Source organism: Streptomyces sp. NBC_00289, assembly GCF_041435115.1.
In the GTDB taxonomy this organism is placed as follows: Bacteria; Actinomycetota; Actinomycetes; order Streptomycetales; family Streptomycetaceae; genus Streptomyces.
Genome location: NZ_CP108046.1, coordinates 3,896,172 through 3,923,143, shown reverse-complemented (window position 1 = coordinate 3,923,143; position 26,972 = coordinate 3,896,172). Strand labels below are relative to the sequence as shown.

At 69.9% G+C, this 26,972-nt stretch carries 22 protein-coding genes; 19 read left to right on the top strand and 3 right to left on the bottom strand.

Going from position 1 to position 26,972, the window contains the following annotated elements:
- The first annotated feature begins 315 nt into the window (after positions 1-315).
- From typA to OG985_RS17710, 11 genes are all read left to right on the top strand, one after another.
- The gene (gene typA, locus OG985_RS17760) at positions 316-2,223 is read left to right on the top strand and encodes a translational GTPase TypA (RefSeq protein WP_371669322.1); all 1,908 of its coding nucleotides are present in this window, start codon (positions 316-318) and stop codon (positions 2,221-2,223) included.
- Positions 2,224-2,661: 438 nt separating this feature from the next.
- Positions 2,662-3,708 (top strand): ABC transporter permease, encoded by a 1,047-nt coding sequence (locus OG985_RS17755; RefSeq protein ID WP_371669321.1) that lies wholly within the window; start codon positions 2,662-2,664, stop codon positions 3,706-3,708.
- A gap of 99 nt (positions 3,709-3,807) precedes the next feature.
- Complete coding sequence (locus OG985_RS17750) at positions 3,808-5,601, top strand: ABC transporter substrate-binding protein (RefSeq protein WP_371669320.1); 1,794 nt, start codon at positions 3,808-3,810, stop codon at positions 5,599-5,601.
- A 99-nt stretch (positions 5,602-5,700) separates the two neighbouring features.
- Positions 5,701-6,678 carry an ABC transporter permease gene (locus tag OG985_RS17745; RefSeq protein WP_371669319.1) on the top strand — a complete coding sequence of 326 codons (978 nt, stop codon included), beginning with the start codon at positions 5,701-5,703 and terminating at the stop codon, positions 6,676-6,678.
- A 15-nt stretch (positions 6,679-6,693) separates the two neighbouring features.
- Positions 6,694-7,755 carry an ABC transporter ATP-binding protein gene (locus OG985_RS17740; protein ID WP_371669318.1) on the top strand — a complete coding sequence of 354 codons (1,062 nt, stop codon included), beginning with the start codon at positions 6,694-6,696 and terminating at the stop codon, positions 7,753-7,755.
- 13 nt (positions 7,756-7,768) lie between these two features.
- On the top strand, positions 7,769-8,902 hold the full coding sequence (locus OG985_RS17735) for an ABC transporter ATP-binding protein (RefSeq protein WP_371669317.1): 1,134 nt from the start codon (positions 7,769-7,771) through the stop codon (positions 8,900-8,902).
- 331 nt (positions 8,903-9,233) lie between these two features.
- Positions 9,234-10,871 carry an ABC transporter substrate-binding protein gene (locus tag OG985_RS17730; RefSeq protein ID WP_371669316.1) on the top strand — a complete coding sequence of 546 codons (1,638 nt, stop codon included), beginning with the start codon at positions 9,234-9,236 and terminating at the stop codon, positions 10,869-10,871.
- Between the two features lie 6 nt (positions 10,872-10,877).
- Positions 10,878-11,801 (top strand): ABC transporter permease, encoded by a 924-nt coding sequence (locus OG985_RS17725; protein WP_371669315.1) that lies wholly within the window; start codon positions 10,878-10,880, stop codon positions 11,799-11,801.
- Positions 11,794-12,807, top strand: coding sequence for an ABC transporter permease (locus OG985_RS17720; protein WP_371669314.1), 1,014 nt, complete (start codon positions 11,794-11,796; stop codon positions 12,805-12,807). Before OG985_RS17725 ends, OG985_RS17720 begins: the two co-directional genes overlap by 8 nt.
- 9 nt (positions 12,808-12,816) lie before the next feature.
- Positions 12,817-13,791, top strand: a complete 975-nt coding sequence (locus OG985_RS17715) for an ABC transporter ATP-binding protein (RefSeq protein WP_371669313.1) — start codon at positions 12,817-12,819, stop codon at positions 13,789-13,791.
- Positions 13,784-14,845, top strand: coding sequence for an ABC transporter ATP-binding protein (locus OG985_RS17710; protein ID WP_371669312.1), 1,062 nt, complete (start codon positions 13,784-13,786; stop codon positions 14,843-14,845). Before OG985_RS17715 ends, OG985_RS17710 begins: the two co-directional genes overlap by 8 nt.
- Positions 14,846-15,000: 155 nt before the next feature.
- Here the strand turns inward: OG985_RS17710 and OG985_RS17705 are convergent, their stop codons facing one another.
- Complete coding sequence (locus OG985_RS17705) at positions 15,001-17,130, bottom strand: prolyl oligopeptidase family serine peptidase (RefSeq protein ID WP_371669311.1); 2,130 nt, start codon at positions 17,128-17,130, stop codon at positions 15,001-15,003.
- A 177-nt stretch (positions 17,131-17,307) separates the two neighbouring features.
- On the opposite strand from OG985_RS17705, the gene OG985_RS17700 reads away from it, so the two are divergent.
- From OG985_RS17700 to OG985_RS17665, 8 genes are all read left to right on the top strand, one after another.
- Positions 17,308-17,502 (top strand): hypothetical protein, encoded by a 195-nt coding sequence (locus OG985_RS17700; RefSeq protein WP_371669310.1) that lies wholly within the window; start codon positions 17,308-17,310, stop codon positions 17,500-17,502.
- 150 nt (positions 17,503-17,652) lie between these two features.
- Positions 17,653-18,519, top strand: coding sequence for an N-acetyl-1-D-myo-inositol-2-amino-2-deoxy-alpha-D-glucopyranoside deacetylase (gene mshB, locus OG985_RS17695; protein WP_371669309.1), 867 nt, complete (start codon positions 17,653-17,655; stop codon positions 18,517-18,519).
- A complete protein-coding gene (locus OG985_RS17690) occupies positions 18,516-18,926 on the top strand; it encodes a DUF6113 family protein (protein WP_371669308.1) in 411 nt (136 codons plus the stop codon). Before mshB ends, OG985_RS17690 begins: the two co-directional genes overlap by 4 nt.
- A 158-nt stretch (positions 18,927-19,084) precedes the next feature.
- On the top strand, positions 19,085-21,355 hold the full coding sequence (locus OG985_RS17685; protein WP_371669307.1) for a hypothetical protein: 2,271 nt from the start codon (positions 19,085-19,087) through the stop codon (positions 21,353-21,355).
- A 158-nt stretch (positions 21,356-21,513) separates the two neighbouring features.
- Positions 21,514-22,440 (top strand): ABC transporter ATP-binding protein, encoded by a 927-nt coding sequence (locus OG985_RS17680; protein ID WP_371669306.1) that lies wholly within the window; start codon positions 21,514-21,516, stop codon positions 22,438-22,440.
- A complete protein-coding gene (locus OG985_RS17675; RefSeq protein ID WP_371669305.1) occupies positions 22,437-23,177 on the top strand; it encodes an ABC transporter permease in 741 nt (246 codons plus the stop codon). Before OG985_RS17680 ends, OG985_RS17675 begins: the two co-directional genes overlap by 4 nt.
- A gap of 41 nt (positions 23,178-23,218) precedes the next feature.
- Positions 23,219-24,364, top strand: a complete 1,146-nt coding sequence (locus OG985_RS17670; RefSeq protein WP_371674405.1) for a sensor histidine kinase — start codon at positions 23,219-23,221, stop codon at positions 24,362-24,364.
- Positions 24,361-24,975 carry a response regulator gene (locus tag OG985_RS17665; protein ID WP_371669304.1) on the top strand — a complete coding sequence of 205 codons (615 nt, stop codon included), beginning with the start codon at positions 24,361-24,363 and terminating at the stop codon, positions 24,973-24,975. The genes OG985_RS17670 and OG985_RS17665 overlap by 4 nt, the downstream gene beginning before the upstream one ends.
- 37 nt (positions 24,976-25,012) lie before the next feature.
- Here the strand turns inward: OG985_RS17665 and OG985_RS17660 are convergent, their stop codons facing one another.
- A complete protein-coding gene (locus tag OG985_RS17660; RefSeq protein ID WP_371669303.1) occupies positions 25,013-25,861 on the bottom strand; it encodes a tetratricopeptide repeat protein in 849 nt (282 codons plus the stop codon).
- Between the two features lie 17 nt (positions 25,862-25,878).
- The gene (locus OG985_RS17655) at positions 25,879-26,922 is read right to left on the bottom strand and encodes a GNAT family N-acetyltransferase (protein WP_371669302.1); all 1,044 of its coding nucleotides are present in this window, start codon (positions 26,920-26,922) and stop codon (positions 25,879-25,881) included.
- Positions 26,923-26,972 lie beyond the last annotated feature (50 nt).

Below are 26,972 nucleotides of genomic sequence, written 5' to 3'. Positions count from 1 at the left end.
ACCGGCCACGAGCCGGTCGCCGGACCGGCCCCGGGCCCTTCGCAGGACCGGCCGACCGGATGCCCGAACCGCGGCGGTCGCCGCCCGCATCGCGCGGGTGGCGGCCGCCGCGTCGTGTTCGGCGGGTGTCGCGCCGGCGGCGGACGTCTGACCGGCGACGACGCCGGGCGGGGCGGTGCCGCAGAAGCCCGGCGCGCCCCAGTGTCGGCGGCCCCGTACCATGGGGTAAGGCCGTGGCGTGTCCAGCCCGGCAGGGTCCGCGTAGCACTGACGTACGCGCAGGCCGTCCACTCACTCCGGGAGAAGCGCCTCAATATGGCCACGCGCCACGACATCCGCAACGTAGCCATCGTCGCCCACGTCGACCACGGCAAGACCACCTTGGTCGACGCCATGCTCAAGCAGGCCGGTGCCTTCGCCGCGCACGCCGCCGAGTCGCTCGACGACCGCATGATGGACTCGAACGACCTGGAACGTGAGAAGGGCATCACGATCCTGGCCAAGAACACGGCCGTCAAGTACCACCCCAAGGATGGCGGCGACGTCATCACGATCAACATCATCGACACCCCCGGCCACGCCGACTTCGGTGGCGAGGTCGAGCGCGGCCTGTCGATGGTGGACGCGGTCGTGCTGCTGGTCGACGCCTCCGAGGGGCCGCTGCCGCAGACCCGCTTCGTGCTGCGCAAGGCGCTGCAGGCCCGCCTGCCCGTCATCCTGTGCATCAACAAGACGGACCGCCCCGACTCGCGCATCGACGAGGTCGTGAACGAGGCGTACGACCTCTTCCTCGACCTCGACGCCGACGAGGAGCAGATCGAGTTCCCGATCGTCTACGCGTGTGCGCGTGACGGTGTCGCCTCGCTGACCAAGCCGGAGAACGGCACGGTCCCGGCCGACAGTGACAGCCTGGAGCCGTTCTTCTCCACGATCCTGTCGCACGTCCCGGCCCCGTCGTACGACGAGGAGGCTCCCCTCCAGGCGCACGTCACCAACCTGGACGCCGACAACTTCCTCGGCCGTATCGCGCTGCTGCGCGTCGAGCAGGGCGAGCTGCGCAAGGGCCAGACGGTCACGTGGATCAAGCGTGACGGCACCATGTCCAACGTTCGCATCACCGAGCTGCTGATGACCGAGGCGCTCACCCGCAAGCCCGCCGAGAAGGCCGGCCCCGGTGACATCTGCGCCGTCGCCGGTATCCCGGACATCATGATCGGCGAGACCCTCGCCGACCCCGAGAACCCGATCGCGCTGCCGCTCATCACGGTCGACGAGCCGGCGATCTCGATGACCATCGGCACCAACACCTCGCCGATGGTCGGCCGGGGCGCCACCGGCAAGGGCGCGGACAACAAGGCCGCCGTCAAGGACCGCAAGGTCACCGCCCGCCAGGTCAAGGACCGCCTCGACCGCGAGCTGATCGGTAACGTCTCGCTGCGCGTCCTGGACACCGAGCGCCCCGACGCCTGGGAGGTGCAGGGCCGTGGTGAGCTGGCGCTGGCCATCCTGGTGGAGCAGATGCGCCGTGAGGGCTTCGAGCTGACCATCGGCAAGCCGCAGGTCGTCACCAAGATCGTCGAGGGCAAGGTCTACGAGCCGGTCGAGCGCATGACGATCGACGTGCCCGAGGAGCACATGGGCCCGGTGACGCAGCTCATGGGCGTCCGCAAGGGCCGCATGGACAACATGTCCAACCACGGCTCCGGTTGGGTCCGCATGGAGTTCGTCGTTCCGTCCCGCGGCCTCATCGGCTTCCGTACGGAGTTCCTGACCGGTACCCGTGGCACGGGTATCGCCCACTCCATCCACGAGGGCCACGAGCCGTGGTTCGGCACGCTGACGACCCGTAACAACGGCTCGCTGGTGGCCGACCGCGCCGGTGCCGTCACCGCGTTCGCGATGACGAACCTCCAGGAGCGCGGTGTGCTGTTCACCGACCCCGGCACCGAGGTGTACGAGGGCATGATCGTCGGCGAGAACTCGCGTTCCGACGACATGGACGTGAACATCACCAAGGAGAAGAAGCTCACGAACATGCGGTCGTCCTCGGCCGACTCGTTCGAGGCGATCGTCCCGCCGCGCAAGCTCTCGCTCGAGCAGTCGCTGGAGTTCTGCCGTGACGACGAGTGTGTCGAGGTCACCCCGGAGGCGGTTCGCATCCGCAAGGTGAACCTGGACGCCCGTGAGCGCGCCCGCTCCGCGAGCCGCGCCAAGCACGGCTGACCCGGCCTCAGGAGGCCGTCAGACCGCCCCGACAGACCCCGCCGTCCGCTGAGCGGACGGCGGGGTGTTGGCGTGCTCGGGAGGCGTGCTGACCTTCACAGCGCCCGCGTGCGGGAGCGCCCGGCGGGGGCGGGTTTCGGCCTGATCCGCAGAACCCGAAGTTCCTGTTCGGTAATCGGTGTTCCAGCGATCAAGTTTCGGACATGTAAACCGAAATCTCTTCCTGAATGCCCGATATGACGGGTTGCCACTCTGCGTGTCAAGCGCGTACAGATGTCAATCTTTGCAATTTTTGCTCAAAATATGGACCGTAGGGAGATCCCTGTGTCTTCCGCCCTTGACGCGCGTTGACTCGCTTGGCGAAAGTTCCCCCAAACCACAGAACCTGCCGGTATCTGTGCTGCGCACAACTCTCAACCCCCCGGGGGAAGAACAAACATGACCAGTCCAGCCAAGGCTGAGGGCGCCGGGCCGTCGATCGCCTTGGACCCCGAGCTCGAGACGCACCCCGAGCCCGCCAAGGGTGAGAAGAAGCTCGAGGGCCGTTCTCCCGGCCAGTTGATGTGGCAGCGCTTCAAGCGTGACCGTACCGGTGTCATCTGTGCCGTGGTAGTGATTTTGTACTTCGCCGTCTCGCTGCTCGCGCCGCTGCTGGTCAAGCTCAGCGGGACGGACCCGTACACGCTCTACGGGCAGGACCCGACCTACGCGGACAAGCCCGTCCTCGACCAGTTCGGACTCCCGCTCGGCTACTTCGGCGGTGTCTCGGCGGACCACTGGTTCGGCGTGGAGCCCCAGTACGGCCGCGACCTGTTCGCGATGCTGGTGTACGGCATGCGGACGTCGCTGTTCATGGCGCTCGGTGTGACGGTCCTGCTGATGGTCACCGGCGTCATCATCGGTCTGATCGGCGGCTACTTCGGCGGTCGGACCGACTACTGGATCGGCCGGGTCACCGACTTCTTCCTCTCGTTCCCTCAGCAGCTGTTCTTCATCGCCTTCATGCCCGTGGTCACCGCGTTCTTCGTCGACCCGCGGGAGGAGACCCCCACGTACTTCCGCGCTCTGGCGATGCTGATCGTGCTGTGGCTGCTGGGCTGGATGGGCATGGCGCGACTGGTCCGCTCCACCGTGCTGTCCCTGCGTGAGCGGGAGTTCGTCGAGGCCGCCAAGGTCTCCGGCGCCTCCCCGGGCCGGATCGTCCGCAAGGAGATCCTGCCGAACGTGGTGACGCCGATCCTGGTGCAGTTCACGTACAGCCTGCCCAGCACCATCCTCACCATCGCCTTCCTCTCCTTCGCCGGTGTCGGTTTCGTCGAACCGACTCCGGACTGGGGACGTCTGTTCGCCGCCGCTGCCCAATACACCCAGCAGGACCCGGCGTTCCTCTTCTTCCCCGGACTGGCGCTGGTGATCTTCGTCCTGGCCTTCAACCTCCTCGGAGACTCGGTCCGGGACGCGTTCGACCCCAAGTCCGGGCGCTGAACCGTCCATTGGTGGGGGGTGGCTGCCGCCCCCGCGTCGGCATACCAGCCGCGTCAGGCAGTACTCATGGATAACAACCGACAGGTAGGTATTCGCCACATGAAGTCCATCAGCTCGCGCAGAGCGCGTTCCATCGTCATTGCGCTCGCAGCCGGTTCCCTCGCTCTCACGGCCTGCTCGAAGAACGAGGGTGGCAAGTCCGACGCGGACTCCAAGAAGGACCAGAAGCAGGCGTCGGTCCAGTCGAAGGCGGTCACCTACGCCGACGCCGCGGGCTCGACCGGTCCGGCCCCCGAGGTCACCGGTGCCAAGAGCGGTGGCACCATCGACGTCTACCAGGAGGCGGGCCTCTCCCACCTGGACCCGGGCCAGATCTACGTCTCCGACGCCGGCCAGGTCGCCAACCTGCTCTTCCGTCGCCTGACGCAGTTCAAGGAGGACGGCAAGGGCGGCGTCTCGGTCGTGGGTGACCTCGCGACCGACGCGGGCAAGGCCTCGGACGGTGGCAAGACCTGGACCTTCACGCTGAAGGACGGCATCAAGGACCAGAACGGCGCGGCGATCACGTCCAAGGACGTGCGCCACACCGTCGAGCGCCAGTACGCCAAGTTCATCTTCGACGGCCCGAGCTACCTGCAGACCTGGCTGAGCGGTGCCGACTACCGCAAGGCGCTGCCGGACGGCGGCTTCGGCAAGAAGCACCTGCCGGCCTCGGTCCTGGACACCCCGGACGACAAGACGGTCGTCTTCCACTTCGACACCGCGCGCCCGGACCTGCCGCAGACGCTGGCCATGGCCGGCTACGCCATCGTCCCGGAGAAGACGGACACGAAGGAGAAGTACGACAAGGCCCCGGTCTCCACGGGCCCGTACAAGATCGCTTCGTACAAGCTCGGCAAGTCCCTGGTGCTCGAGAAGAACACGAACTGGGACCCGAAGACCGACTCCGTGCGCCACCAGTACGTGGACGGCTTCAACTTCGACTTCGGCGTCACCGAGTCGACCCAGACCAAGCGTCTGATCGCCGACCAGGGCGAGGACAAGAACGCCATCCAGCTCACCGCCGGCGTCGAGGCCACGCAGATCCAGGACGTCATCGGAAACCCGGCCGTCAACAAGCGCACGGTCAAGGGCTACCAGCCCTACGTCATGCAGCTGTCCTTCAACCTGGACCGGGTGAAGGACCTGAAGGTCCGCCAGGCCATCACCTACGCGGTCAACTCCAAGTCGCTCATCGCCGGTGAGGGCGGTGTCTACGGCGGCGACGTGGCCCCGAACTACTTCGCCCCGACCCTGCCCGGCTACGAGGCGAAGTACGACCCGTACGGCCGTCTCAAGACGCCGCAGGGCAACATCGCGAAGGCCAAGGAGCTCCTCGCGGGCGTCCCGGCCGCCGAGAAGAAGGTCGTCTTCGCGTACGCCAACAGCGAGAACGGCCAGAAGCGCAAGGTCGCCATCGAGGACGCGCTGAGCAAGGTCGGCTTCGACGTCGTCTCCAAGGAGGTCGACGCGGCGAGCTACTACGAGCAGATCGGCAAGCTGGACAACCCGTACGACATGTACATCTCGGGTTGGGGCCAGGACTGGCCGTCCGCGGGCACGGTCGTCACGCCCGTCTACGACGGTACCCAGGTCGCCGACGGCGCCCCGAACTACTCGCACGTGAAGGACGCCAAGGTCGACGCCCTCATCAAGAAGGCGCTGTCCCAGCAGCCGGAAGAGGCCGCGGCGACGTGGAAGGAAGCCCAGCACTACCTGCTGGAGAAGGTCGTTCCGGCGGCCCCGCTGTGGTACACGAAGCAGTTCCAGCTCTCCGGGTCGAACGTCGGCGGTGCCCGCTACGGCTCCGTTTCGAGCCTCATCGACATCACCCGGCTGTACCTGAAGTCGTAACTCTCTACGGCTGATCGCGGGGGCACGCACCAGGCGGAGCGTGCCCCCGCAGTCCCGTGAATCCTCCCCACCGTCTCCGCAGAGAGCAGCCTCCCCGCCATGCTTCAGTTCATCCTCCGGCGCACGGTCGGTGCCGTCGTCACCCTGTTCCTCATCGGCGCCGCCACCTTCTTCCTGTTCGTCGCCGCGCCCTCCGACTACGCCTCCCTGGCCTGTGGCAAGGACTGCTCTCCCACGAGACTGGAGGACATCCGCCAGGCTCTCGGCCTCAATCTGCCGATCCACCAGCAGTTCTGGGACTTCATGTCCGGCATCGTGATGGGCCGTGACTACCCCACCGGGCACTGCAACGCACCCTGCCTCGGCCAGTCGTTCTACTCGGGCGACATGGTCTGGTCGACCATCATGGACCGCTTCCCCACGACGCTCACGCTCACCGCGGGCGGCGCGGTCGTCTTCGTCGTCGTCGGTGTCGGCGCGGGCATGATCGCCGCCTACCGGCGCGGATCGCTGGTCGACAAGGTCGCCACCGGCGTGTCCATGGTGCTCAGTTCGTTCCAGATCTACGTGCTCGGCCCGATCGTCCTGTTGATCTTCGTGTACAGCACGGGCTGGATGGAGAACCCCGCGTACCACCCGATCAGCGAGGACCCGTGGCGCTGGTTCACCGGCATGCTGCTGCCCACACTGGTGATGGCCACCATCTTCACGGCGCAGTACACGCGTATGGCTCGCTCCTCGATGATCGAGCAGCTCGCCGAGGAGCATGTCCGGACCGCGCGCGCCAAGGGCATGTCGCAGAAGTACGTGTTCTTCCGGTACGCCTGGCGCGGCTCGATGATCCCGATCGTCACCGTCCTGGGTATCGACATCAGCAGCATGCTCGGCGGCGCGGTCGTCACCGAGCTCACCTTCTCGCTCCAGGGGATCGGCCGCCTCGCAGTGGACGGCGCGGTCCACAAGGACCTGCCGCTCACCATGGGCGTCATGCTGGTCGGTGCGTTCTTCATTCTGATCATCAACATCCTCACCGACATCGCGTACGCCTACATCGACCCGCGCGTCCGGCTCTCCTAGGAAGAACGAACCACCGTGACCACACTGACCAAGACCGAGGACGCGCCGGCCCCGACCGGTCCGGAGAGCTTCCTCTCGGTGCGTGATCTGAAGGTGCAGTTCTCCACCGAGGACGGCATCGTCAAGGCGGTCGACGGCCTCTCCTTCGACGTCGAGCGCGGCAAGACCCTGGGCATCGTCGGCGAGTCGGGATCCGGCAAGTCCGTCACCAACCTGACCGTTCTCGGTCTGCACAACCCGCGCAACACCACCATCGACGGCGAGATCGTCCTCGACGGCAAGGAACTCGTCACCGCCACGGAGAGGGAGCTGGAGCGGCTCCGCGGCAACAAGATGGCGATGATCTTCCAGGACCCGCTGACCGCCCTGTCGCCGTTCTACACGGTGGGCCGGCAGCTGTCCGAGCCGTTCATGAAGCACCGGGGCGCCTCCAAGAAGGAGGCGAAGGACCGCGCCGTCCAGATGCTGGAGAAGGTCGGCATCCCGCAGCCCCGGATGCGCTTCGACGACTACCCGCACCAGTTCTCCGGCGGTATGCGCCAGCGCGCGATGATCGCCATGGCCCTGATGTGCGACCCCGACCTGCTGATCGCCGACGAGCCGACCACCGCGCTCGACGTGACCGTGCAGGCGCAGATCCTCGACCTGCTCAAGGACCTGCAGCAGGAGTTCGGCTCCGCGATCGTCTTCATCACCCACGACCTCGGCGTCATCTCCAACATGGCCGACGACCTGCTGGTCATGTACGCCGGCCGGGCCGTGGAGCGCGGCTCCGTCCGCGAGGTCCTGGGCGAGCCCAAGCACCCGTACACCTGGGGCCTGCTGAGCTCGATGCCCCGCCTCGACGGCGACATCAACGAGGTGCTGGAGCCGATCCCCGGTTCCCCGCCCTCGCTGCTCAACCCGCCCTCGGGCTGCCCGTTCCACCCACGGTGCGTCTACAAGGACCAGGTCGCGGGCACGCTGTGCACCGACGTCCGTCCACCGCTCGGCGAGGGGCGCGCCTCCGCGTGCCACCTGACGCCCGAGCAGAAGCAGACCATCTTCATCGACAAGATCCAGCCCCGGCTGCGCTAGGGAGATCCGAGACATGAGCGAGAACCTCACCCTCCCCGCCCAGCAGGGTTCCACCGGTACGTCCGCCGAGACGCTCCTCAAGGTGGAAGGGCTGACCAAACACTTCCCGATCTACGGCGGCTTCCCGATCAAACGCAAGGTCGGTGCCGTGCAGGCCGTCGACGGGGTCGACCTGTCGGTCGGCGTCGCCGAGAGCGTCGGCCTGGTCGGCGAGTCCGGCTGCGGCAAGTCGACCACGGGCCGGCTCATCACCCGCCTGCTGGAGCCGACCGCCGGCACGATCACCTACGCGGGTCAGGACATCACCCGCGCCTCGCGCCGGCAGCTCGCGCCGGTACGGTCCGAGATCCAGATGATCTTCCAGGACCCGTACTCCTCGCTGAACCCGAGGCAGACCGTCGGCACGATCATCAAGTCGCCGATGGAGGTCAACGGCATCGAGCCGGCGGGCGGCCGGGAGAACAGGGTCCGGGAGCTGCTGGAGCTCGTCGGCCTCAACCCCGAGCACTACAACCGCTTCCCGCACGAGTTCTCCGGCGGCCAGCGCCAGCGCATCGGTGTGGCCCGCGCCCTGGCCCTCCAGCCGAAGCTGATCGTGGCCGACGAGCCGGTCTCCGCCCTCGACGTGTCGATCCAGGCGCAGGTCGTCAACCTGCTGAAGAAGGTGCAGCAGGAACTTGGCATCGCGTTCCTCTTCATCGCCCACGACCTGGCCGTCGTACGGCACTTCTCGCAGCGTGTCGCGGTGATGTACCTCGGCAAGGTGGTCGAGGTCGGCGACCGGGAGGCGATCTACAACCGCCCCCGGCACCCGTACACGCACGCCCTGCTCTCCGCGGTGCCCGAGGTCGACATCGACGGCACCGGCGCCGACCGGGAGCGGATCCGGCTCTCCGGTGACGTCCCCTCGCCGATCATGCCGCCGTCCGGCTGCCGCTTCCGCACCCGGTGCTGGAAGGCGCAGGACAAGTGCGCGAGCGAGGAGCCGCCGCTGGTCCAGCTCTCCGGCAACCGCGCGGGTCACCTGACGGCCTGCCACTTCCCGGAGGACCCGACCACCGAGGCCCGCGACGAGGACGTCATCCTCGACCCGGCGCTGAAGGCGCTGGAGGCGAACGCCCCGAGCGACGCCGTCGGCAAGGAGTGACGACGGGCCGGCCCGGACACCGGCGCCGATGACCTGACCGACCGGGGCGGGGGCCGTGTGCCCCCGCCCCGGTCGCGTGCGTCCACCCGCCCGCGGTGCCGTCCACCGGCCCGCCGAGGATGCCGGGGTGACTGCCCGTGACTCCGTGCGTCGACGGTGGGCGGAGCGGCCCGGCCGGGGTCGGCATGGCCCGACCAGCGGAGTACCTGCCTCCTCCACCACCCGAAAGGGTGGAGCGCAAGTGCAATGTGCAACTTTTGGGTCGATATTGGCCCATAACGGATCAGCGCCCCGGCGCTGGCGGCACAGCGCACTCACGAGGAGGAACTCCATGCGCGGAGCCACGCACGCCACATGGGCCGCATGCGCGGCGGCTGTAGCCCTCGCGGCGACAGCCTGCGGAAGCGGGGACAGCGGCAGCAGTGGCGGCGGTGACGGCAGCGGGGTGGTCAGTGCATCCTGGGGTGATCCGCAGAACCCGCTGGAACCCGCCAACACCAACGAGGTGCAGGGCGGCAAGGTCCTCGACATGATCTTCCGGAGCCTGAAGCGGTACAACCCGGAGACGGGCGCCGCCGAGGACATGCTGGCTCAGAAGATCACCACCTCGGACTCGCAGAACTATACGATCACCGTGAAGAGCGGCTGGAAGTTCAGCAACGGCGAGGCCGTCACCGCCCAGTCCTTCGTGGACGCCTGGAACTACGGCGCGAGCCTGAAGAACAACCAGAAGAACGCGTACTTCTTCGGGTACATCGACGGGTACGACAAGACCCACCCGGACGACGGCAGCAAGCAGACCGCCGACACCCTCTCCGGCCTCAAGGTCGTCGACGCCAACACCTTCACGGTCAAGCTCAACCAGAAGTTCTCGACGTTCCCGGACACCCTCGGCTATCCCGCCTTCGCCCCGCTGCCGAAGGCCTTCTTCGACGATCACGACGCCTGGGTGAAGAAGCCCGTCGGGAACGGGCCGTACGCCATCGACTCGTACACCAAGGGCTCGCAGATGGCCCTGAAGAAGTGGGACGCCTACCCGGGCACGGACAAGGCCGAGAACGGCGGTGTGACCCTCAAGGTCTACACCGACAACAACACCGCCTACACCGACCTGCTGGCCGGCAACCTCGACCTCGTCGACGACGTCCCGGCCGCCCAGCTCAAGAACGTCAAGAGCGACCTCGGCGACCGGTACATCAACACCCCGGCCGGCATCATCCAGACCCTCGCCTTCCCGTTCTACGACCCCAAGTGGAACAAGAGCGGGGTGGAGAAGGTCCGCCAGGGACTGTCCATGGCGATCAACCGCAAGCAGATCACGGAGACGATCTTCCAGAAGACCCGGACCCCGGCCACCGACTGGACCTCCCCGGTGCTCGGCAAGGAGGGCGGCTTCCAGGACGGCCTGTGCGGGGACTCCTGCGATTACAACCCCTCCGAGGCGAAGAAGCTGGTCAAGGAGGGCGGTGGCCTCCCCGGCGGCCAGGTGAAGATCACGTACAACGCGGACACCGGCTCCCACAAGGAGTGGGTCGACGCGGTCTGCAACTCCATCAACAACGCGCTCGACAACGACAAGGCCTGCGTCGGCAACCCGGTCGGCACCTTCGCCGACTTCCGCAACCAGATCACCGACAAGAAGATGAGCGGGCCGTTCCGGGCCGGGTGGCAGATGGACTACCCCCTCATCCAGAACTTCCTCCAGCCGCTCTACTACACCAACGCCTCCTCCAACGACGGCAAGTGGTCCAACAAGAACTTCGACAAACTGGTCGACGAGGCCAACGCCGAGACCGACACCGCCAAGGCGATCCAGACGTTCCAGCAGGCCGAGGAGGTCGTCCGGGACAACATGGCGGCCATCCCGCTCTGGTACCAGAACGGCAGCGCCGGCTACGCGGAGCGCCTCTCCGAGGTCAAGCTCAACCCGTTCAGCGTCCCCGTCTACAACGAGATCAAGGTGGGCTGAGCGCTCATGGGACGCTACGTCCTGCGGCGGCTGCTCCAGATGATCCCGGTCTTCATCGGCGCCACGCTGCTGATCTTCCTGATGGTGAACGTGATGGGCGACCCCATCGCGGGGCTGTGCGGCGACAGACAGTGCGACCCCGCCACGGCCGCCCAGCTGAAGAAGGAGTTCGGCCTCGACAAGCCGGTCTGGCAGCAGTACCTGACCTACCTGGGCCACATCTTCACCGGCGACTTCGGTACGGCGTTCAACGGGCAGCCGGTCACCGAGCTGATGGCGACGGCGTTCCCGGTCACCATCCGGCTGACGATCGTGGCGATCCTCTTCGAGATCGTCATCGGCATCACGCTGGGCGTCGTCACCGGCCTCCGGCGTGGCCGGCCGGTCGACACGAGCGTCCTGCTGCTCACCCTGGTCGTGATCTCCGTCCCCACCTTCGTCACCGGTCTGCTGCTCCAGCTCCTGCTCGGCGTCGAGTGGGGCTGGATCAAACCGTCGGTGTCGACAGAGGCCACGTTCGGCGAGCTGATCGTGCCGGGCCTGGTCCTCGCCTCGGTCTCGCTCGCCTACGTGACCCGGCTGACCCGCACCTCCATCGCGGAGAACAAACGCTCCGACTACGTCCGTACGGCCGTCGCCAAGGGCCTGCCGAGACGGCGGGTCATCACCCGGCACCTGCTGCGCAACTCGCTGATCCCCGTGGTCACCTTCATCGGCACGGACATCGGGGCCCTGATGGGCGGCGCGATCGTCACCGAGCGGATCTTCAACATCCACGGTGTCGGCTACCAGCTGTACCAGGGCATCCTGCGCCAGAACACCCAGACGGTCGTCGGCTTCGTGACCGTCCTCGTCCTGGTGTTCCTGGTCGCCAACCTGCTCGTCGACCTGCTGTACGCCGTCCTCGACCCCAGGATCCGCTATGCCTGAACCGCAGCAGCCGGGGCATCACCTGCGGGGCCCGGGCCGCACCCCGGAGGACGGTGCCATCGCCGGGACCGGCATGGGCGGGGCCATGGACCTCGCCACGAGCGAGGGCGAGACGCTGGAACGGTCACCGGGCCCGGACAGCGCCGGCGGCCCCCAGGGCAAGCCCCGGTCCCTCTGGTCCGACGCCTGGCGCGACCTGCGCCGCAACCCGGTCTTCATCCTCTCGTCGCTGGTGATCGTCTTCCTGGTCGTGATCTCGATCTGGCCGTCCCTGATCGCCACCCAGAACCCCCTCAAGTGCGACCTCGCCAAGGCCCAGGAGGGCTCGCAGCCCGGTCATCCCTTCGGCTTCGACGGCCAGGGCTGCGACGTCTACACCCGCGTCGTCTACGGCGCCCGTACGTCCGTCACGGTCGGCGTGTGCGCCACGCTCGGCGTCGCCCTCCTCGGCTCCGTCCTGGGCGGGCTCGCCGGGTTCTTCGGCGGGTTCCCGGACTCGATCCTGTCCCGCATCACCGACGTCTTCTTCGCGATCCCGGTCGTCCTCGGCGGCCTGGTCCTGCTCTCCGTGGTGACCAGCAACACCGTCTGGCCGGTCATCGGGTTCATGGTGCTGCTCGGCTGGCCGCAGATCTCCCGCATCGCCCGCGGCTCGGTCATCACCGCCAAACAGAACGACTACGTCCAGGCCGCGCGGGCGCTCGGCGCCTCCAACTCACGCCTGCTGCTGAGGCACATCGCACCGAACGCGGTCGCGCCGGTGATCGTCGTGGCGACCATCGCGCTCGGCACGTACATCGCGCTGGAGGCGACCCTGTCGTATCTCGGTGTCGGGCTGAAGCCGCCGACGATCAGCTGGGGCATCGAGATCTCCGCGGCGTCCCAGTACATCCGGCAGGCCCCGCACATGCTGCTGTGGCCGGCCGGGGCGCTGGCCATCACGGTGCTCGCGTTCATCATGCTCGGCGACGCGGTGCGCGACGCCCTCGACCCGAAGCTGAGGTGAACCGCCGTCATGCTGCTCGAAGTGCGTGACCTGCATGTCGAGTTCCGGACCCGGGACGGCGTCGCCAAGGCCGTCAACGGCGTCAACTACGAGGTGGACGAGGGGGAGACCCTCGCGGTGCTCGGCGAGTCCGGCTCCGGCAAGTCGGTGACCGCGCAGGCCGTGATGGGCATCCTCGACATCCCGCCCGGCCGGATCACCGGTGGCGAGATCCTCTTCCAGGGCCAGGACCTGCTGCGGCTCAAGGAGGAGGAGCGGCGCAGGGTCCGCGGCGCCGAGATGGCGATGATCTTCCAGGACGCGCTGTCGTCCCTGAACCCCGTGCTGTCCGTCGGCGACCAGCTCGGCGAGATGTTCGTCGTGCACCGCGGAATGTCGAGGAAGGACGCGCGGACCAAGGCCGTCGAGCTGATGGACCACGTCCGCATCCCGGCCGCCGCCCAGCGCGTGCGCGACTACCCGCACCAGTTCTCCGGCGGTATGCGCCAGCGCATCATGATCGCGATGGCGCTCGCCCTCGAACCGGCGCTGATCATCGCCGACGAACCGACCACCGCCCTCGACGTCACCGTCCAGGCCCAGGTCATGGACCTGCTCGCGGAGTTGCAGCGCGAGCTCAGCATGGGGCTCATCCTCATCACCCACGACCTCGGCGTGGTCGCCGACGTGGCGGACCGGATCGCGGTGATGTACGCGGGCCGGATCGTCGAGTCGGCGCCCGTGCACGACATCTACAAGGCGCCCGCCCACCCGTACACCAAGGGCCTGTTGAAGTCGATCCCGCGCCTGGACCAGAAGGGCCGCGAGCTGTACGCCATCAAGGGCCTGCCCCCCAACCTCACGAACATCCCGCCGGGCTGCGCCTTCAACCCGCGCTGCCCGATGGCCCAGGACGTGTGCCGCACCGACGTACCGCCCCTGTACGAGGTGGACGAGGACCGTCGCAGCGCCTGCCACTTCTGGAGGGAGTGCCTGCATGACTGAGCCGATTCTGGAGGTCAGCGGGCTGGTCAAGCACTATCCGCTCACCCGGGGCATCCTCTTCAAGAAGCAGATCGGGGCGGTGAAGGCCGTCGACGGGGTGGACTTCGCGCTGGCCCGGGGCGAGACCCTCGGCATCGTCGGCGAGTCCGGCTGCGGCAAGTCGACGGTCGCCAAGATGCTCGTCAACCTGGAGCAGCCGACGGCCGGCACGATCAGGTACAAGGGCGAGGACATCACCAAGCTGTCCGGCCGCGCCCTGAAGGCCGTACGGCGCAACATCCAGATGGTCTTCCAGGACCCGTACACCTCCCTCAACCCGCGGATGACGGTCGGCGACATCATCGGGGAGCCGTACGACATCCACCCGGAGGTGGCGCCCAAGGGGGACCGGCGGAAGAAGGTGCGGGACCTCCTCGACGTCGTCGGCCTCAACCCCGAGTACATCAACCGCTATCCGCACCAGTTCTCGGGCGGCCAGCGCCAGCGCATCGGCATCGCGCGGGGTCTGGCGCTGCGCCCCGAGGTCATCGTCGCCGACGAGCCGGTCTCCGCGCTCGACGTGTCCGTGCAGGCCCAGGTGATCAACCTGATGGACCAGCTCCAGGGCGAGTTCGACCTGTCGTACATCTTCATCGCGCACGACCTGTCGATCGTGCGGCACATCTCGGACCGGGTCGGGGTGATGTACCTGGGCCGGATCGTGGAGGTCGGGCGGGACGCCGAGATCTACGACCACCCCACGCACCCCTACACCCAGGCGCTGCTGTCCGCGGTGCCGGTGCCCGACCCGGAGGCGCGCGAGCACCGGGAGCGGATCATCCTCGCGGGCGACGTGCCGTCCCCGACGAACATCCCCTCCGGGTGCCGCTTCCGCACCCGCTGCTGGAAGGCGCGGGAGCGCTGCGCGCTGGAGGTGCCGGCACTCGCGGTACCCGCCGAGTTCCGCCTCACGGCCGGTCCCGCCGCGCACGACTCGGCCTGCCACTTCGCGGAGGAGAAGCAGGTGGTGCCGCCGGAGCAGACCACGGACGATCACCCCGACGGCACGGCATAACCATACAAATGCGCACCAACCGCGTTAACACACAGGCAACTCGGCCGACCCGGTCTCGATATACGGACAGGCCAGTCTGAACGACGTACGGCCGTGCGGGTGCCGTAAACGGGCCGGGAGCGCCATGTCTCCCGGCCCGTTGCCGTTCTTCGCCCTCAGGTCAGGTCGAGGGCGCGGCGGAGGAAGTCCACCTGGAGGAGCAGCAGGTTCTCCGCGACCTGTTCCTGCGGGGTCATGTGGGTCACCCCCGAGAGGGGCAGGACCTCGTGCGGGCGGCCCGCGGCCAGCAGGGCGGAGGACAACCGCAGGGAGTGCGCCACGACCACGTTGTCGTCGGCCAGTCCGTGCACGATCATCAGCGGGCGGTGCGGCTCGGCGGGGGAGACCAGGCCGTCGTCCGTGACCAGGGAACTCTTCGCGTACGACTCGGGGTGGGCGGCCGGGTCGCCCAGGTACCGCTCCGTGTAGTGCGTGTCGTACAGCCGCCAGTCCGTGACCGGGGCGCCGGCGATGCCCGCGTGGAAGACGTCCGGGCGGCGCAGGACCGCCAGCCCGGCCAGCCAGCCGCCGTAGGACCAGCCGCGGATCGCCACCCGGGAGAGGTCGAGGGGATGGTTCTTCGCGAGGTCCTGGAGGGCCTCGATCTGGTCGTCGAGGGAGACCGTGAGGTCGTGGTGGACGGCCTTCTCCCAGGCGGGGGAGCGGCCGGGGGTGCCGCGGCCGTCGGCGACGACCACCGCGAAACCCTGGTCGGCGAACCACTGCGAGGTGAGGTGCGCGTTGTGTGCGGCGACCACCCGCGGACCGTGCGGACCGCCGTAGGGGTCCATGAGGACGGGGAGGGGCGTGTCTCCGGTGTAGTCCGTAGGCATAAGCACGGCGCACGGGATTCCGCGTGCGCCCCCCTGAGTGAGGGTCACGCGCGGGGACAAACCAGGATCTTCGGCGTACGACGTGACGGTCACCGTCGGCTTCGCATCGCGCAGCACCCGCGCTCGCGTACCCGGCCGGTCGAGGGTGGCGGAGACCAGTACCGTCACACCCCCGGCGCGCACCGCCGAGTGCACGCCCGGCTCCTGCGAGACGCGCTCCACACCGAGCTCGTTGACGCGATACACATGTACCTCGCCGGTCTCCGGGTCGGCCGCGCCCTCACCCGCGGACGCCGAGACCAGTACGTCGTCGGAGCCCACGTCCAAGACCGCCCGGACGTGCAACTGCCGTCCCGTCAAAGGCCGTTCACCGACCGCCAGGACGCGCGCACCGCCCTCGTCGGCGATCCGCACGAGCCGTCCCGACGGACTCCAGCACGGCGCACCGGCGAAGAGTTCCAGCCAAGTTGGATCTTCGTCGGCGTGCACCATCCGGGTCGCTCCCGTCTCCGGGTCCACGGCCAGGAACAGCTGGCTCCGCTGGTCGCGCGCCTGTACGAGCAACAGCGGGGCACCCGCCGCTGACCAGTGGACATGCGCCAGATAGGGAAAGCGCGTCCGGTCCCAGACGACCTCCGTGCGCACCCCGTCCAGAGCGAACACGAAGAGTCGTACGTCCGCGTTGGCGGTGCCCGCCGCCGGATACGGGACGTGCTGTGGATCACGTTCCGGGTGCGCCGGGTCGGAGATCCACCACCTCCGCACCGGCGCGTCGTCCACCCGCGCGACCAGCAGCCGGTCCGACTCCGGAGCCCACCAGAAGCCCCGCGACCGGCCCATCTCCTCGGCCGCGACGAACTCGGCCAGACCGTAGGTGACCCGCTCCGGCCCCGTCGCCGGCTCCGGCGAGGCCAGCGCCCTGTCGTCCTCGCCGTCCGCGCCCACCACGCGCAGGGCGCCCTGCGCGACGTATGCGACCTGTCGGCCGTCGGGGGACGGGCGCGGGTCGATCACCGGCCCGGGGGTGGGCAGTTCACGTGCCGTGCCGGCTCGCAGCTCCGCCGTGAAAAGCCGCCCTGACAACGCGAAAGAGGCCAACTCGACGGCCGCGTCGGTGGCATAGCCGACGATGCCGGCGCCGCCCTCGCGACTGCGTTCACGGCGGGCCCGCTCCTCGGCCGAGAGGCGCTCCACGGCACCGCCCAGCAGGGCGCGCGGGTCGGCGGCCACGCGCTCTCCGCCCGCCTCCTGGTCGAGCACCCACAGGGCGTTCGCCCGGTCCGTACCGGAAGCGGAGCGCAGGAACACGACACGGGAACCGTCGGGCGCCACGGTGAACGCGCGGGGTGCGCCGAGCGTGAAGCGCTGGGTGCGGGCGTGCCGGCGGGGGAAGGAGTCGGACGTCGTCGTCATGCCCCGACCATATTGGCCATGCGCCCCCTTGTGCGGCCGTGCGCCGAGCGATGCGCGAGTGCGGATAGTTATGATCACTACCGCATAGTGGGTATGAACCCGCTGGCTGCTGTATGGATTTATCTGACCCCTTGGTCCGACCCCCCGTGCTCCTGGGATCTTTGGAGGTGAGCCGCCGTGGCACTCTCGATTTCGGCGGTGGTGCTGCTGGCGATCATCGTCTTCCTGCTGGTCAAGAAGTCGGGCTTGAAGGGTGGACACGCGGTTGTGTGCATCCTCCTCGGCTTCTACCTGGCCTCGTCGACGATCGCTCCGACGATCAACGATCTGACGACGAACATCGCGGGCATGATCGGCGACCTCAAGTTCTGACCGGGCGGTCGGCCTCGCGCGGCACGCGGTTCGCCCACCGTGCCGGGGCTGACCTCGGAAGGTCCCCCGCGTCGCGGGGACGAGAACGGTCCGGTGCCCGAGTCGCGACCTCGCCGGGCCCGGTGGTCTCGTGCCTCGTAGGGTGGCCCCATGACGGAACCATCCGGCCGTCGTCTGCTGCTGGTGCACGCGCACCCGGACGACGAGTCGATCAACAACGGCGCCACCATGGCCAGGTACGCGGCCGAGGGGGCCCGGGTGACGCTTGTCACCTGCACCCTCGGTGAGCTGGGTGAGGTCATTCCGCCCGAGTTGCGGCAGCTGACCGGTGCCGCGCTCGGCGAGTACAGGCTGCGCGAGCTCACGGCCGCGATGGGTGAACTCGGCGTCGAGGACTTCCGTCTGCTAGGCGGCGCGGGCCGCCACCGGGACTCCGGGATGATGGGCCTCGCCGACAACGACGACCCCGCGTGCTTCTGGCAGGCCGACGTGGACGAGGCCGCCCGGTCCCTCGCGGAGGTGATCCGTGAGGTTCGCCCGCAGGTGCTCGTCACCTACGACCCCGACGGCGGCTACGGCCACCCCGACCACATCCAGGCCCACCGCGTCGCCATGCGTGCCGCCGAACTCGCCGCCGGGTCGGGCTGGGAGATCGCGAAGATCTACTGGAACCGCGTCCCGCGCTCCGTCGGCGAGGAGGGCTTCGCCCGGCTCCGGCAGGACCTGCCCGAGCTTCCCTTCAGCAAGGCGGCCGCCCTGGACGACGTACCGGGGGTGGTGGACGACGAGCGGATCACCACCGAGATCGACGGCACCGCGTTCGCCGCCGCGAAGACCGCCGCGATGCGCGCGCACGCCACGCAGATCGAGGTGGCCCCCGACGCGCCGTACTTCGCGCTCTCCAACGAGCTCGCGCAACCCCTCCTCACCACCGAGTACTACGAGTTGGTGCGACCGGAGCGCGCTCCCGGCCCGCGGGAGACGGATCTGTTCGCCGGGATCGAGGAGACGTCATGAACGACCGGACCCCGGTGCTCGCCCAGCCGCTGCAACGGCCCTCCGCCGGCCGGGCCGCCGTCTACCTGGGCCTTCTGGTGTTCGGCGCGCTGATCGGCGTGGCCGGGTCACTGGTGCAGGCCGGCTGGTTCCCGGGCGGGCTGCTGCTCGGCCTGGCCGGCGAGGCCGGGCTGTGCCTGGGCGCGGCGCGGGCGGTACGCAGCAGGGGCGCCGCCGTCGCCGCCGCGGCCGGCTGGATGATCGCCGTCGTGCTGCTGACCGCCAGCCGCCCGGAGGGCGACTTCGTCTTCGCCGCAGGAGCCGGTTCCTACCTCTTCCTGCTCGGCGGTATGGCCGTGGCTGTGATCTGCGCCACCCTTGGTCCGGGGCGGCAACCGGGCGGCGACGCCGTCCGACTTGGCAAGTGACGTACCACTTCGCCGTACCTGACGCGTGCGAGTCCGGTGTGGGTTTCCCAGGCGGTCGTGGGATACACGCCTGAAGTGGCCAGTATGGTGGTGCGCGCCGCCGAGCCGCCCGAGAGAGGTCGTACCGCGGGCGGCGGAGCCAACCGGGAGAACCTGCCTTGAGTCGTGAAACTGACACTCCGTCCTCCGGGCCCAACGGGCGCGGCGGAGCCGCATACCCTTCGGGGACGCCGCCGTACGGGACCCCCATGGCTTCCGACGACGGTGCGGAAGCGGCCCGTTCGGCCGCCAAGCCGGAGGAACGCAAGACCGAGACCACGCTGACGACCCGCATCCGGATCAACATCCCCGGATCGCGGCCGATTCCGCCGGTCGTCGTCCGCACGCCCGTCGCGGACACCGAGGGCCCCGACGGCCCCACCGACAGCGAGACGACGTCGTCCGGCATCCCGACGCCGACGCCGACGCCCACCGGCGCCACCGAGCCGCCGCCCGCCGATCCCACGGCCGGGGGCGCCCCCGGCCCCGGGGAGAAGACCAGCGACTGGTTCGCGCCGCGCAAGTCCGGTCCGGGCGGCGGCGGTCCGGGCGGCGGTCCCTCCAACGGGGCCGGACTGCCCGGAGCTTCGGGCGCGCCGAGCGCTCCCGGCGGCCCGGCCGCTCCGGCCGCCCCCGGCGCCGCGCGTCCCGAGTCCGCGCGTCCGAACGCCGGCCGTCCCGGCGGTGTGGTCGGTTCCATGGGTATCCCGGCCGGCTCCCGGCCCGGCGGTACCAACGGGGCCGGGCTGCCCGGCGGTGCCACCGGCGGGCCCGTGGCCCCCGGGCACGGCGGCGGCACCGGCTCCTTCGACGTCACCGAGGCCTTGGCCGCGGGACCGCTGGGCACCGGCCCGCGTCCCGGCACGGGCGGCGGCGAACCGCGCCGCGACGACCTGCCGTACTTCGCGGAGAACGGAAGCGGCGCCCAGAACGGAAGCGGCGCCCAGAACGGCCAGGGTGCCCGGAACGGCCAGAGTGCCCGGAACGCGTCCGGCGGCCAGGGCGGCTACGGCGGTCCGAACGGGCAGGGCGGCTTCAACGGGCCCAACGGCCCCGGCCGCCCCGGCGGACCGCAGGGCCCCGCGGGGCCGACCGGCGGCCCGGTCACCGGAGACGGCTCGCTGGTGCCGTCGGCCGGCGGCGGGCCCGGCGCCCCCCGCACGGGTCGCGGCCCCGGCGCCCCCGGCGGCGGACTGAGCGACGACACCGCGATCCTGACTCCGCAGAAGCCGGCCTCCGAATCCGGCACGCCCGGCTACCGGCCCGCGGACAACGTCTCCGGGCACACCGTCACCAGCGGTATCCCCGTCGTCCCGTCGACCGGCCAGAACTCGCCGTTCGGGCCGGGCGCGCGCACCGACGGACCGCTGCCGCACACGCCTCCGAAGCTGCCCGAGCCGGTCGCGCAGAACGTGCCCGCGGCCGCCTCGTCCAAGAAGAAGAAAAAGAAGGGCCGCAGCAAGCTGGTGCTGCTCTTCGTCGCCGCGTTCCTCATCGGGGGCCTCGCCTACGGCGCGGGTCTGCTGATGAACCACTCCGACGTGCCGAAGGGCACCACCGTGCTCGGCGTCGACATCGGCGGCGGCACGCGCGACGACGCCGTGAAGAAGCTCGACGACGCCTTCGGCGACCGGGTGAACAAGGCGCTGAAGCTGTCCGTCGGCGGCGACACCGTCGCGCTCAAGCCGGACCAGGCCGGCCTCCAGTTCGACACCCAGGCCACGGTGCGGGCGGCCGCGCAGAGCGACTACAACCCGGTCTCGGTCATCGGCTCGCTGTTCGGCAACCACCGGGTCGTCGACCCGGTCATGCCGGTCGACGAGGAGAAGCTGCACGCCGCACTGGAGGACGCCGCCGGCGGCTCCGGCTCGGCGACCGAGGGCACGATCACGTTCAAGTCCGGCAAGGCCGTCGCCGTGTACGGCAAGGCGGGCAAGGGCATCGACGTCGGCAAGTCGACCCTGGCGGTCGAGGAGGCCTACCGCACGCAGGTGGAGACGGACGCGTCCGCGCCGGTGGCGGTGGCGACGACCACCAAGCAGCCGACCATCTCGAACGCCGAGGTCGACCGGATGATGAAGGAGTTCGCCAAGCCGGCGATGTCCGGACTCGTCACCGTGCAGACCGACGCCGTGCACAGCATCAAGTTCGGCCCCGTGTCACTGCCGAAGATCCTCGGCGTGAAGGCCGTCGACGGCAAGCTCGTGGACACGTACGACCTCGAGGCGCTCAAGGAGGCGTACGGCGCCACCTTCCAGGGCGTGCAGATCGACGGCGCGAGCGGGAAGCGTGACGTCCTGCCGCAGGACGTCGTCATCGCGCTGCGGAAGGCCCTGGGCGGCAAGACGTCGGCGGAACGCGTCGGCGTCATCGACACCACCCCGAGCTAGTGCCGCAACAGGCCTCACTTCGAACGGGAGGGGGCACCCGGCACGCGCCGGGTGCCCCCTCCCGTCGTAGGGCACCTACCGCACATGACATCTGTCATCCGCCGGTCAGGACCCTCGACACTGCCGGACGGCGGGCCCGCGCGGCCACGATGGTGGGCATGACGACGACAACGACGACCACCGCCACCGAGGTGGTCGGGTTCGAGCAGGTGAGCAAGAGCTACGGGGACGTCCGGGCCGTGGACGGTCTGACGCTGCGCCTGCACCCGGGGGAGACCGTGGCGCTGCTGGGCCCCAACGGGGCCGGCAAGTCGACCACGCTCGACCTGCTGCTCGGCCTCAAGCAGGCCGACAGCGGCACGGTGCGGATCTTCGGCACCGGCCCGCGCGAGGCGATCGTCGCCGGACGCGTCGGCGCCATGCTGCAGAGCGGCGGACTCATGGACGAGGTCACCGTCCGCGAACTGGTCACGCTGGCCTGCGATCTGCACCCGAGGGCCTACCCGGTGACCGACGTGCTGGCCCGGGCCGGCGTCACCCAGATCGCCGACCGCAAGGTCAACAAGCTCTCCGGCGGCCAGGCCCAGCGCGTCCGCTTCGCCCTCGCCACCGCGGGCGACAGCGACCTGATCGTGCTGGACGAGCCCACCACCGGCATGGACGTCTCCGCCCGCCAGGCCTTCTGGGCCACCATGCGCGAACAGGCCGACCAGGGACGGACCGTGCTGTTCGCCACGCACTACCTGGAGGAGGCCGACGCCATCGCCGACCGGGTGCTGGTGCTGCACCGCGGGCGGCTGCTCGCCGACGGCACCGCGGCCGAGATCAAGGCGAAGGCGGGGGCGCGCCGGGTGTCGTTCGACCTGGAGGGCCCCCTCGACGAGGAGCCCCTGCGCAACCTGCCCTTCCTGACCTCGATCGACATCTCGGGCCACACCGTCCGTATCCAGTCCTCCGACGCCGACGCGACCGTCCACGCCCTGTACGGACTCGGCGTCCACCCCCGCAACCTGGAGGTCGCCGGACTCGGTCTCGAGCAGGCCTTCGTCGCCATCACGGCCGCCGAGGAGGCGAAGTCGCTGTGAACAGCCTGATCAAGCTGGAACTCGTCCGCGCCCTGCGCAACCGCAAGTTCCTGTTCTTCTCGGTGATCTACCCCTCGGCGCTGTTCCTGCTCATCGCGGGCAACGCCGACGCCACCACCAGGGTCGACGGCACGGGCCTGACCGTCCCGACGTACATGATGGTCTCCATGGCCTCCTTCGGCGCCCTGACGGCCGTCCTCATGGGCAACAGCGAGCGCATCGCCAAGGAGCGGGAGAGCGGCTGGGTACGGCAGCTGCGCCTGACGCCCCTTCCGGGCCGCGGCTACGTCCTCGCCAAGACCGCGAGCGCCGCCGTCGTCAGCCTGCCGTCCATCGTCATCGTCTTCGTCGTGGCCGCGGTCGTGAAGGACGTACGGCTGGACGCCTGGCAGTGGCTCGCCCTGACCGGCGCGATCTGGGCGGGCAGCCTGGTCTTCGCCGCGCTCGGTGTCGCCATCGGCTACCTGGCGTCCGGGGACGCGGTCCGCCCGATCACGATGATCACCTACTTCGGCCTGTCGATGCTCGGCGGCCTGTGGATGCCGTCGACGACGTTCCCGCAGTGGCTCCAGGACATCGCGCAGTGGCTGCCCACGCACGCGTACGCTGCCCTGGGGCGGGCCATCGAACAGAGCCAGGCCCCGCACGCGAAGGACGTCGCCATCCTCGCCGTCTTCCTCGCCCTCTTCGCGGGCGGCGCGGCCTGGCTGTACCGGAAGGACACGCTGAAGGCGTGAGCAGCTACCCCGACGAGGCCCGGCCGGCCCCGCTGACGCGCATGGGACAGTCGCCCCGCAACCTCCGCGAGGCGCTGCGCAAGACCGTGTGGATCGTCGTCTGGCTCGTCTTCCTCAGCTCGCCGGTCCACGACCTGGTGTCCGGCGACCACACCACGGGCGCGACCGTGGCCGGCTGGCTGGGCCTGCTGGCCTTCGTCGCGGTCTACCTGTCGCTGGTCTTCCGGAACATGGGTGGCAGGGCGTACTCCGGGCGGACGCTCGGCGCCCTGATCCTCGGTCTCGCGGTCGTCGCCACCGTCCTGTGCCTCACGCTCGGCACGGAGTGGCTCGGCCTCTACGTGTACGTCTCCGTCGCGTGCGGGGCGGCCCTGCCGCTGCGCATGGCGTACTGGACGATCCCGCTGACCGCCGCGACCATGGTGCTCGTCGGCCTGCGAATCGGCGAGCGGGACGCCATGGACCTGGTGCTGCTCGTGGTGCTGATCGGGTTCGCGATGACCGGCGTCGGCCAACTGGTGCGGACGACCATAGAGTTGCGCAAGGCCCGGGCCACCGTCGCCCAGCTCGCCGCGAACGAGGAACGGCTGCGGCTGGCCCGCGACCTGCACGACCTGCTCGGTCACTCACTGTCCCTGATCACGCTGAAGAGCGAGCTCGCCGGCCGGATGCTGCCGGGCCACCCCGACAAGGCGGCCCAGCAGATCGCCGACATCGAACAGGTCAGCCGCCAGGCCCTCGTCGACGTGCGCGAGGCCGTCACCGGCTACCGCCGCCCGCGCCTGCACGGCGAACTCGCGGGCGCGCAGGTCGCGTTGACGGCGGCCGGAGTCATCGCCGAACTGCCCTCCGAACCGGACCTCACCGGCGTCCCCGAGGAGAGCGAGTCGGCCCTCGCCTGGGCGCTGCGCGAGGCGATCACCAATGTCGTACGGCACAGCGGCGCCGGGCGCTGCACGGTCGAGGTGCTGCACCGCCAGAGCCTCGACGGGCCGGTGTGCGAACTGTCCGTCGAGAACGACGGCTCCGGCGGCTCCGGCAAGGGGCCGGGCAACGGCCTCACCGGCCTCACCGAGCGCCTGGAGAAGGCGGGCGGCTCCCTGGAGGCGGGCCGCACCAAGCGCGGCTTCCGGCTTGTCGCCCGCGTGCCGGCCGGCGGCGCGGCCGACGTAGGATCCGGCGCATGAGCCGCACGATCAAGGTCCTGCTCGCCGAGGACCAGTCGATGGTCCGCGAGGCGCTGGCCGCACTGCTCGGCCTCGAGGACGACATCGAGGTCGTCGCCCAGGTGGCGCGCGGCGACGAGGTCCTGGCCGCCGCCCGCGAGCACGACGTGGACGTTGCCCTGCTGGACATCGAGATGCCGGGCGCGACCGGCATCGAGGCCGCGGGCCTGGTGCACCGGGAGCTCCCCGGGGTGAAGCTGGTCGTCCTGACCACCTTCGGCCGCCCCGGCTACCTCCGCAGCGCGATGGAAGCCGGCGCCGACGCCTTCCTGGTCAAGGACGCCCCGGCCGCCCAACTCGCCGCCGCGGTACGCAAGGTGCTGGCCGGTGAACGGGTCATCGACCCCACGCTCGCCGCGGCGGCCCTGGCGGGGGGCGCCAACCCCCTGACCGACCGCGAACGCGAGGTTCTCCGGGCGGCGGCGGACGGCTCCACCAACGCCGAACTGGCCACGGCCCTGCACCTGTCCCAGGGGACGGTCCGCAACTACCTCTCCACGGCGATCCAGAAACTGGCGGTACGCAACCGGGCGGAGGCGGTCCGCGCGGCGCGGGAGAAGGGCTGGCTGTGAGACGCGGCCGACCGCGTCCCCGGGAGGCGCCGGGGACTCAGTTCAGCATCGCCCGCGCGGCGTGCGCCTGGTCCCGGACCCGTGCCGCGGCCGGCTCGTCCACCGCGCCCACCACCTCGGCGTACGCGTCGAGTTCGGCCGCGCCCTCGACGAAGTCCCCCCGCTGCACGAGCAACTGGGCCCGCTCGTAGCGCAACCGCGCCGGATGCGAGGGCAGCAGCAGCGACAACTCGACGGCCCACAGGGAGACGTCCGACCGCTCGGGCCGCGCCGCGGCCCACGCCCGGACGTTGTTCAGGATCCGCACCACCACCTCCAGCGGCTCCGCGGGACCGAGCATCGACGGATGCAACGGCGCCCCGGTGGCCCCCGCCACCAGCAGCTCCGCGTCGGACCCGCTCAGCACGCGCCCCCCGTCGAAGGGATCGGCGAGCACCTGCTCCTCGGTGCCGAACCCGACCACGAAGTGCCCCGGCAGAGCCACCCCGTACACCGGCGCCCCCGCCCGTCTCGCGACCTCCATCCACAGCACCGACAGCAGGATCGGCAGCCCCCGCCGTCGCGCCAGCACCCGGTGCAGCAACGAGGACTCGAGCCGCTGGTAGTCCGCGGGGAACCCGCGGAACCCGGACCGTTCCCCCAGCAGTTCCCGTAGCGCGACCGCCCACGAGCGCGGTCCGCCCGGCCGGAACGGCAGCTGTCCGGCGAGCTTGTCCAGCTCGATCTGCGCGCTGTCGAGCCCGGCGTCGTCCAGCTCCCCGTCGGCCTCCGCGCCGAGCAGCAGGCACAGCGCGGACAGGTCGGGACGCTCGGAGCGCGCCTCTGCGGCGAACCGCTGCCGTAGTTCGGCGGAGCGCTCGGGCGGCGGGGGATAGGGAGGACGCATAGCTGGCTCGTGCCCTCTCAGGACGATCGGTACCGGCCGGTGCCGGCACTTCCGGGTTCGACGCGTTCCGGTTCGCGGTAGTGGTGGTACGCGTGGTGCGCCGTGAAACCCAGCTGGTCGTACAACGCCTGCGCTCCCACATTGTCCGTCTCGACCTGCAGCCACCCGGCCGACGCGCCCTCGTCGAGCGCGCGCCGGGCCAGCGCGGTCATCACGGTCCCGGCCAGCCCCCGCCGCCGTAGCGCGGGATCCACCTCGACGGCGGCGAAGCCCGCCCACCGTCCGTCGACGACACACCGCCCGATCGCGGCGGGAGCCGCGCCCGCCGCCGCACCCGGCACGGTCGCGAACCACACCGAGGGGCCGCTGCCCAGCACCTTCAGGGCCACCTCGCTCACCCCCTTGCGCTGATAGCGCGCGAGCCAGGCCTCGTCCGCCTCCCGGGACAGCAGGACGCCGGGGGCCTCCTCCCGGTCGGCCACCGGCGCGAGCGCGCCGGTCCACAGCTCGGCGGTCACCTCCCGCACCCAGCCCCGCCGCTCCAGCTCCGCGCTCAGCAGCTCCTGCGTCCCCGCGGCGCCGGTGGCGGTCTGCACGTAGGCGGGCAGCTCCCGCTCGCCGTACCAGCGCCGTACGGCGGTCAGCGCCTCGTCGAGCGGCAGGCCGGGGTCGCCGAGCGGCAGCACGGAGTTCGCCCGCCGCGTGAAGCCTTCGGCGGCCCGCAGCTCCCACTCGCCCAGCCGCTCGCTCACCAGTGGCCGCCACGCGCGCGAGGACACCCGCGCCAGCTCCTCGTAGGAGGCGGCGGGGCCGCGTCGGCGGGCCGGCGCCGGGGGCACGATCTTGCCCGCCACCAGCGCCGATTCCGGAATACGGACACTGCGGCCGTCCTTGCGTGTGATCCGCAGCACACCCTTGTCCCATGATGTGAGAACACCGACCGTGTCGGTGAACTTCTCACCCGCCGCCGCATGTTCGATCATGGACCGTACGGAGACCCGTTTGCCCACGTCAGCGGCGGTGAGACGGACCACGAGACGTCCGGTCGCAGAGATTTCCACAGGTCGGTTCACCCCTCCTGTTCGGATCATGCCCGGGAACGGAGATACTA

Bases quoted from the DNA above. Each gene is read 5' to 3' on its own strand.
- OG985_RS17750 (WP_371669320.1), top strand. From the start codon at position 3,808: ATGAAGTCCATCAGCTCGCGCAGAGCGCGTTCCATCGTCATTGCGCTC.
- OG985_RS17735 (WP_371669317.1), top strand. From the start codon at position 7,769: ATGAGCGAGAACCTCACCCTCCCCGCCCAGCAGGGTTCCACCGGTACG.
- OG985_RS17720 (WP_371669314.1), top strand. From the start codon at position 11,794: ATGCCTGAACCGCAGCAGCCGGGGCATCACCTGCGGGGCCCGGGCCGC.
- OG985_RS17710 (WP_371669312.1), top strand. From the start codon at position 13,784: ATGACTGAGCCGATTCTGGAGGTCAGCGGGCTGGTCAAGCACTATCCG.
- OG985_RS17660 (WP_371669303.1), bottom strand. From the start codon at position 25,861: ATGCGTCCTCCCTATCCCCCGCCGCCCGAGCGCTCCGCCGAACTACGG.
- OG985_RS17670 (WP_371674405.1), top strand. From the start codon at position 23,219: ATGGGACAGTCGCCCCGCAACCTCCGCGAGGCGCTGCGCAAGACCGTG.
- OG985_RS17745 (WP_371669319.1), top strand. From the start codon at position 5,701: ATGCTTCAGTTCATCCTCCGGCGCACGGTCGGTGCCGTCGTCACCCTG.
- OG985_RS17730 (WP_371669316.1), top strand. From the start codon at position 9,234: ATGCGCGGAGCCACGCACGCCACATGGGCCGCATGCGCGGCGGCTGTA.
- OG985_RS17715 (WP_371669313.1), top strand. From the start codon at position 12,817: ATGCTGCTCGAAGTGCGTGACCTGCATGTCGAGTTCCGGACCCGGGAC.
- mshB (WP_371669309.1), top strand. From the start codon at position 17,653: ATGACGGAACCATCCGGCCGTCGTCTGCTGCTGGTGCACGCGCACCCG.
- typA (WP_371669322.1), top strand. From the start codon at position 316: ATGGCCACGCGCCACGACATCCGCAACGTAGCCATCGTCGCCCACGTC.
- OG985_RS17705 (WP_371669311.1), bottom strand. From the start codon at position 17,130: ATGACGACGACGTCCGACTCCTTCCCCCGCCGGCACGCCCGCACCCAG.
- OG985_RS17665 (WP_371669304.1), top strand. From the start codon at position 24,361: ATGAGCCGCACGATCAAGGTCCTGCTCGCCGAGGACCAGTCGATGGTC.
- OG985_RS17690 (WP_371669308.1), top strand. From the start codon at position 18,516: ATGAACGACCGGACCCCGGTGCTCGCCCAGCCGCTGCAACGGCCCTCC.
- OG985_RS17680 (WP_371669306.1), top strand. From the start codon at position 21,514: ATGACGACGACAACGACGACCACCGCCACCGAGGTGGTCGGGTTCGAG.
- OG985_RS17725 (WP_371669315.1), top strand. From the start codon at position 10,878: ATGGGACGCTACGTCCTGCGGCGGCTGCTCCAGATGATCCCGGTCTTC.
- OG985_RS17755 (WP_371669321.1), top strand. From the start codon at position 2,662: ATGACCAGTCCAGCCAAGGCTGAGGGCGCCGGGCCGTCGATCGCCTTG.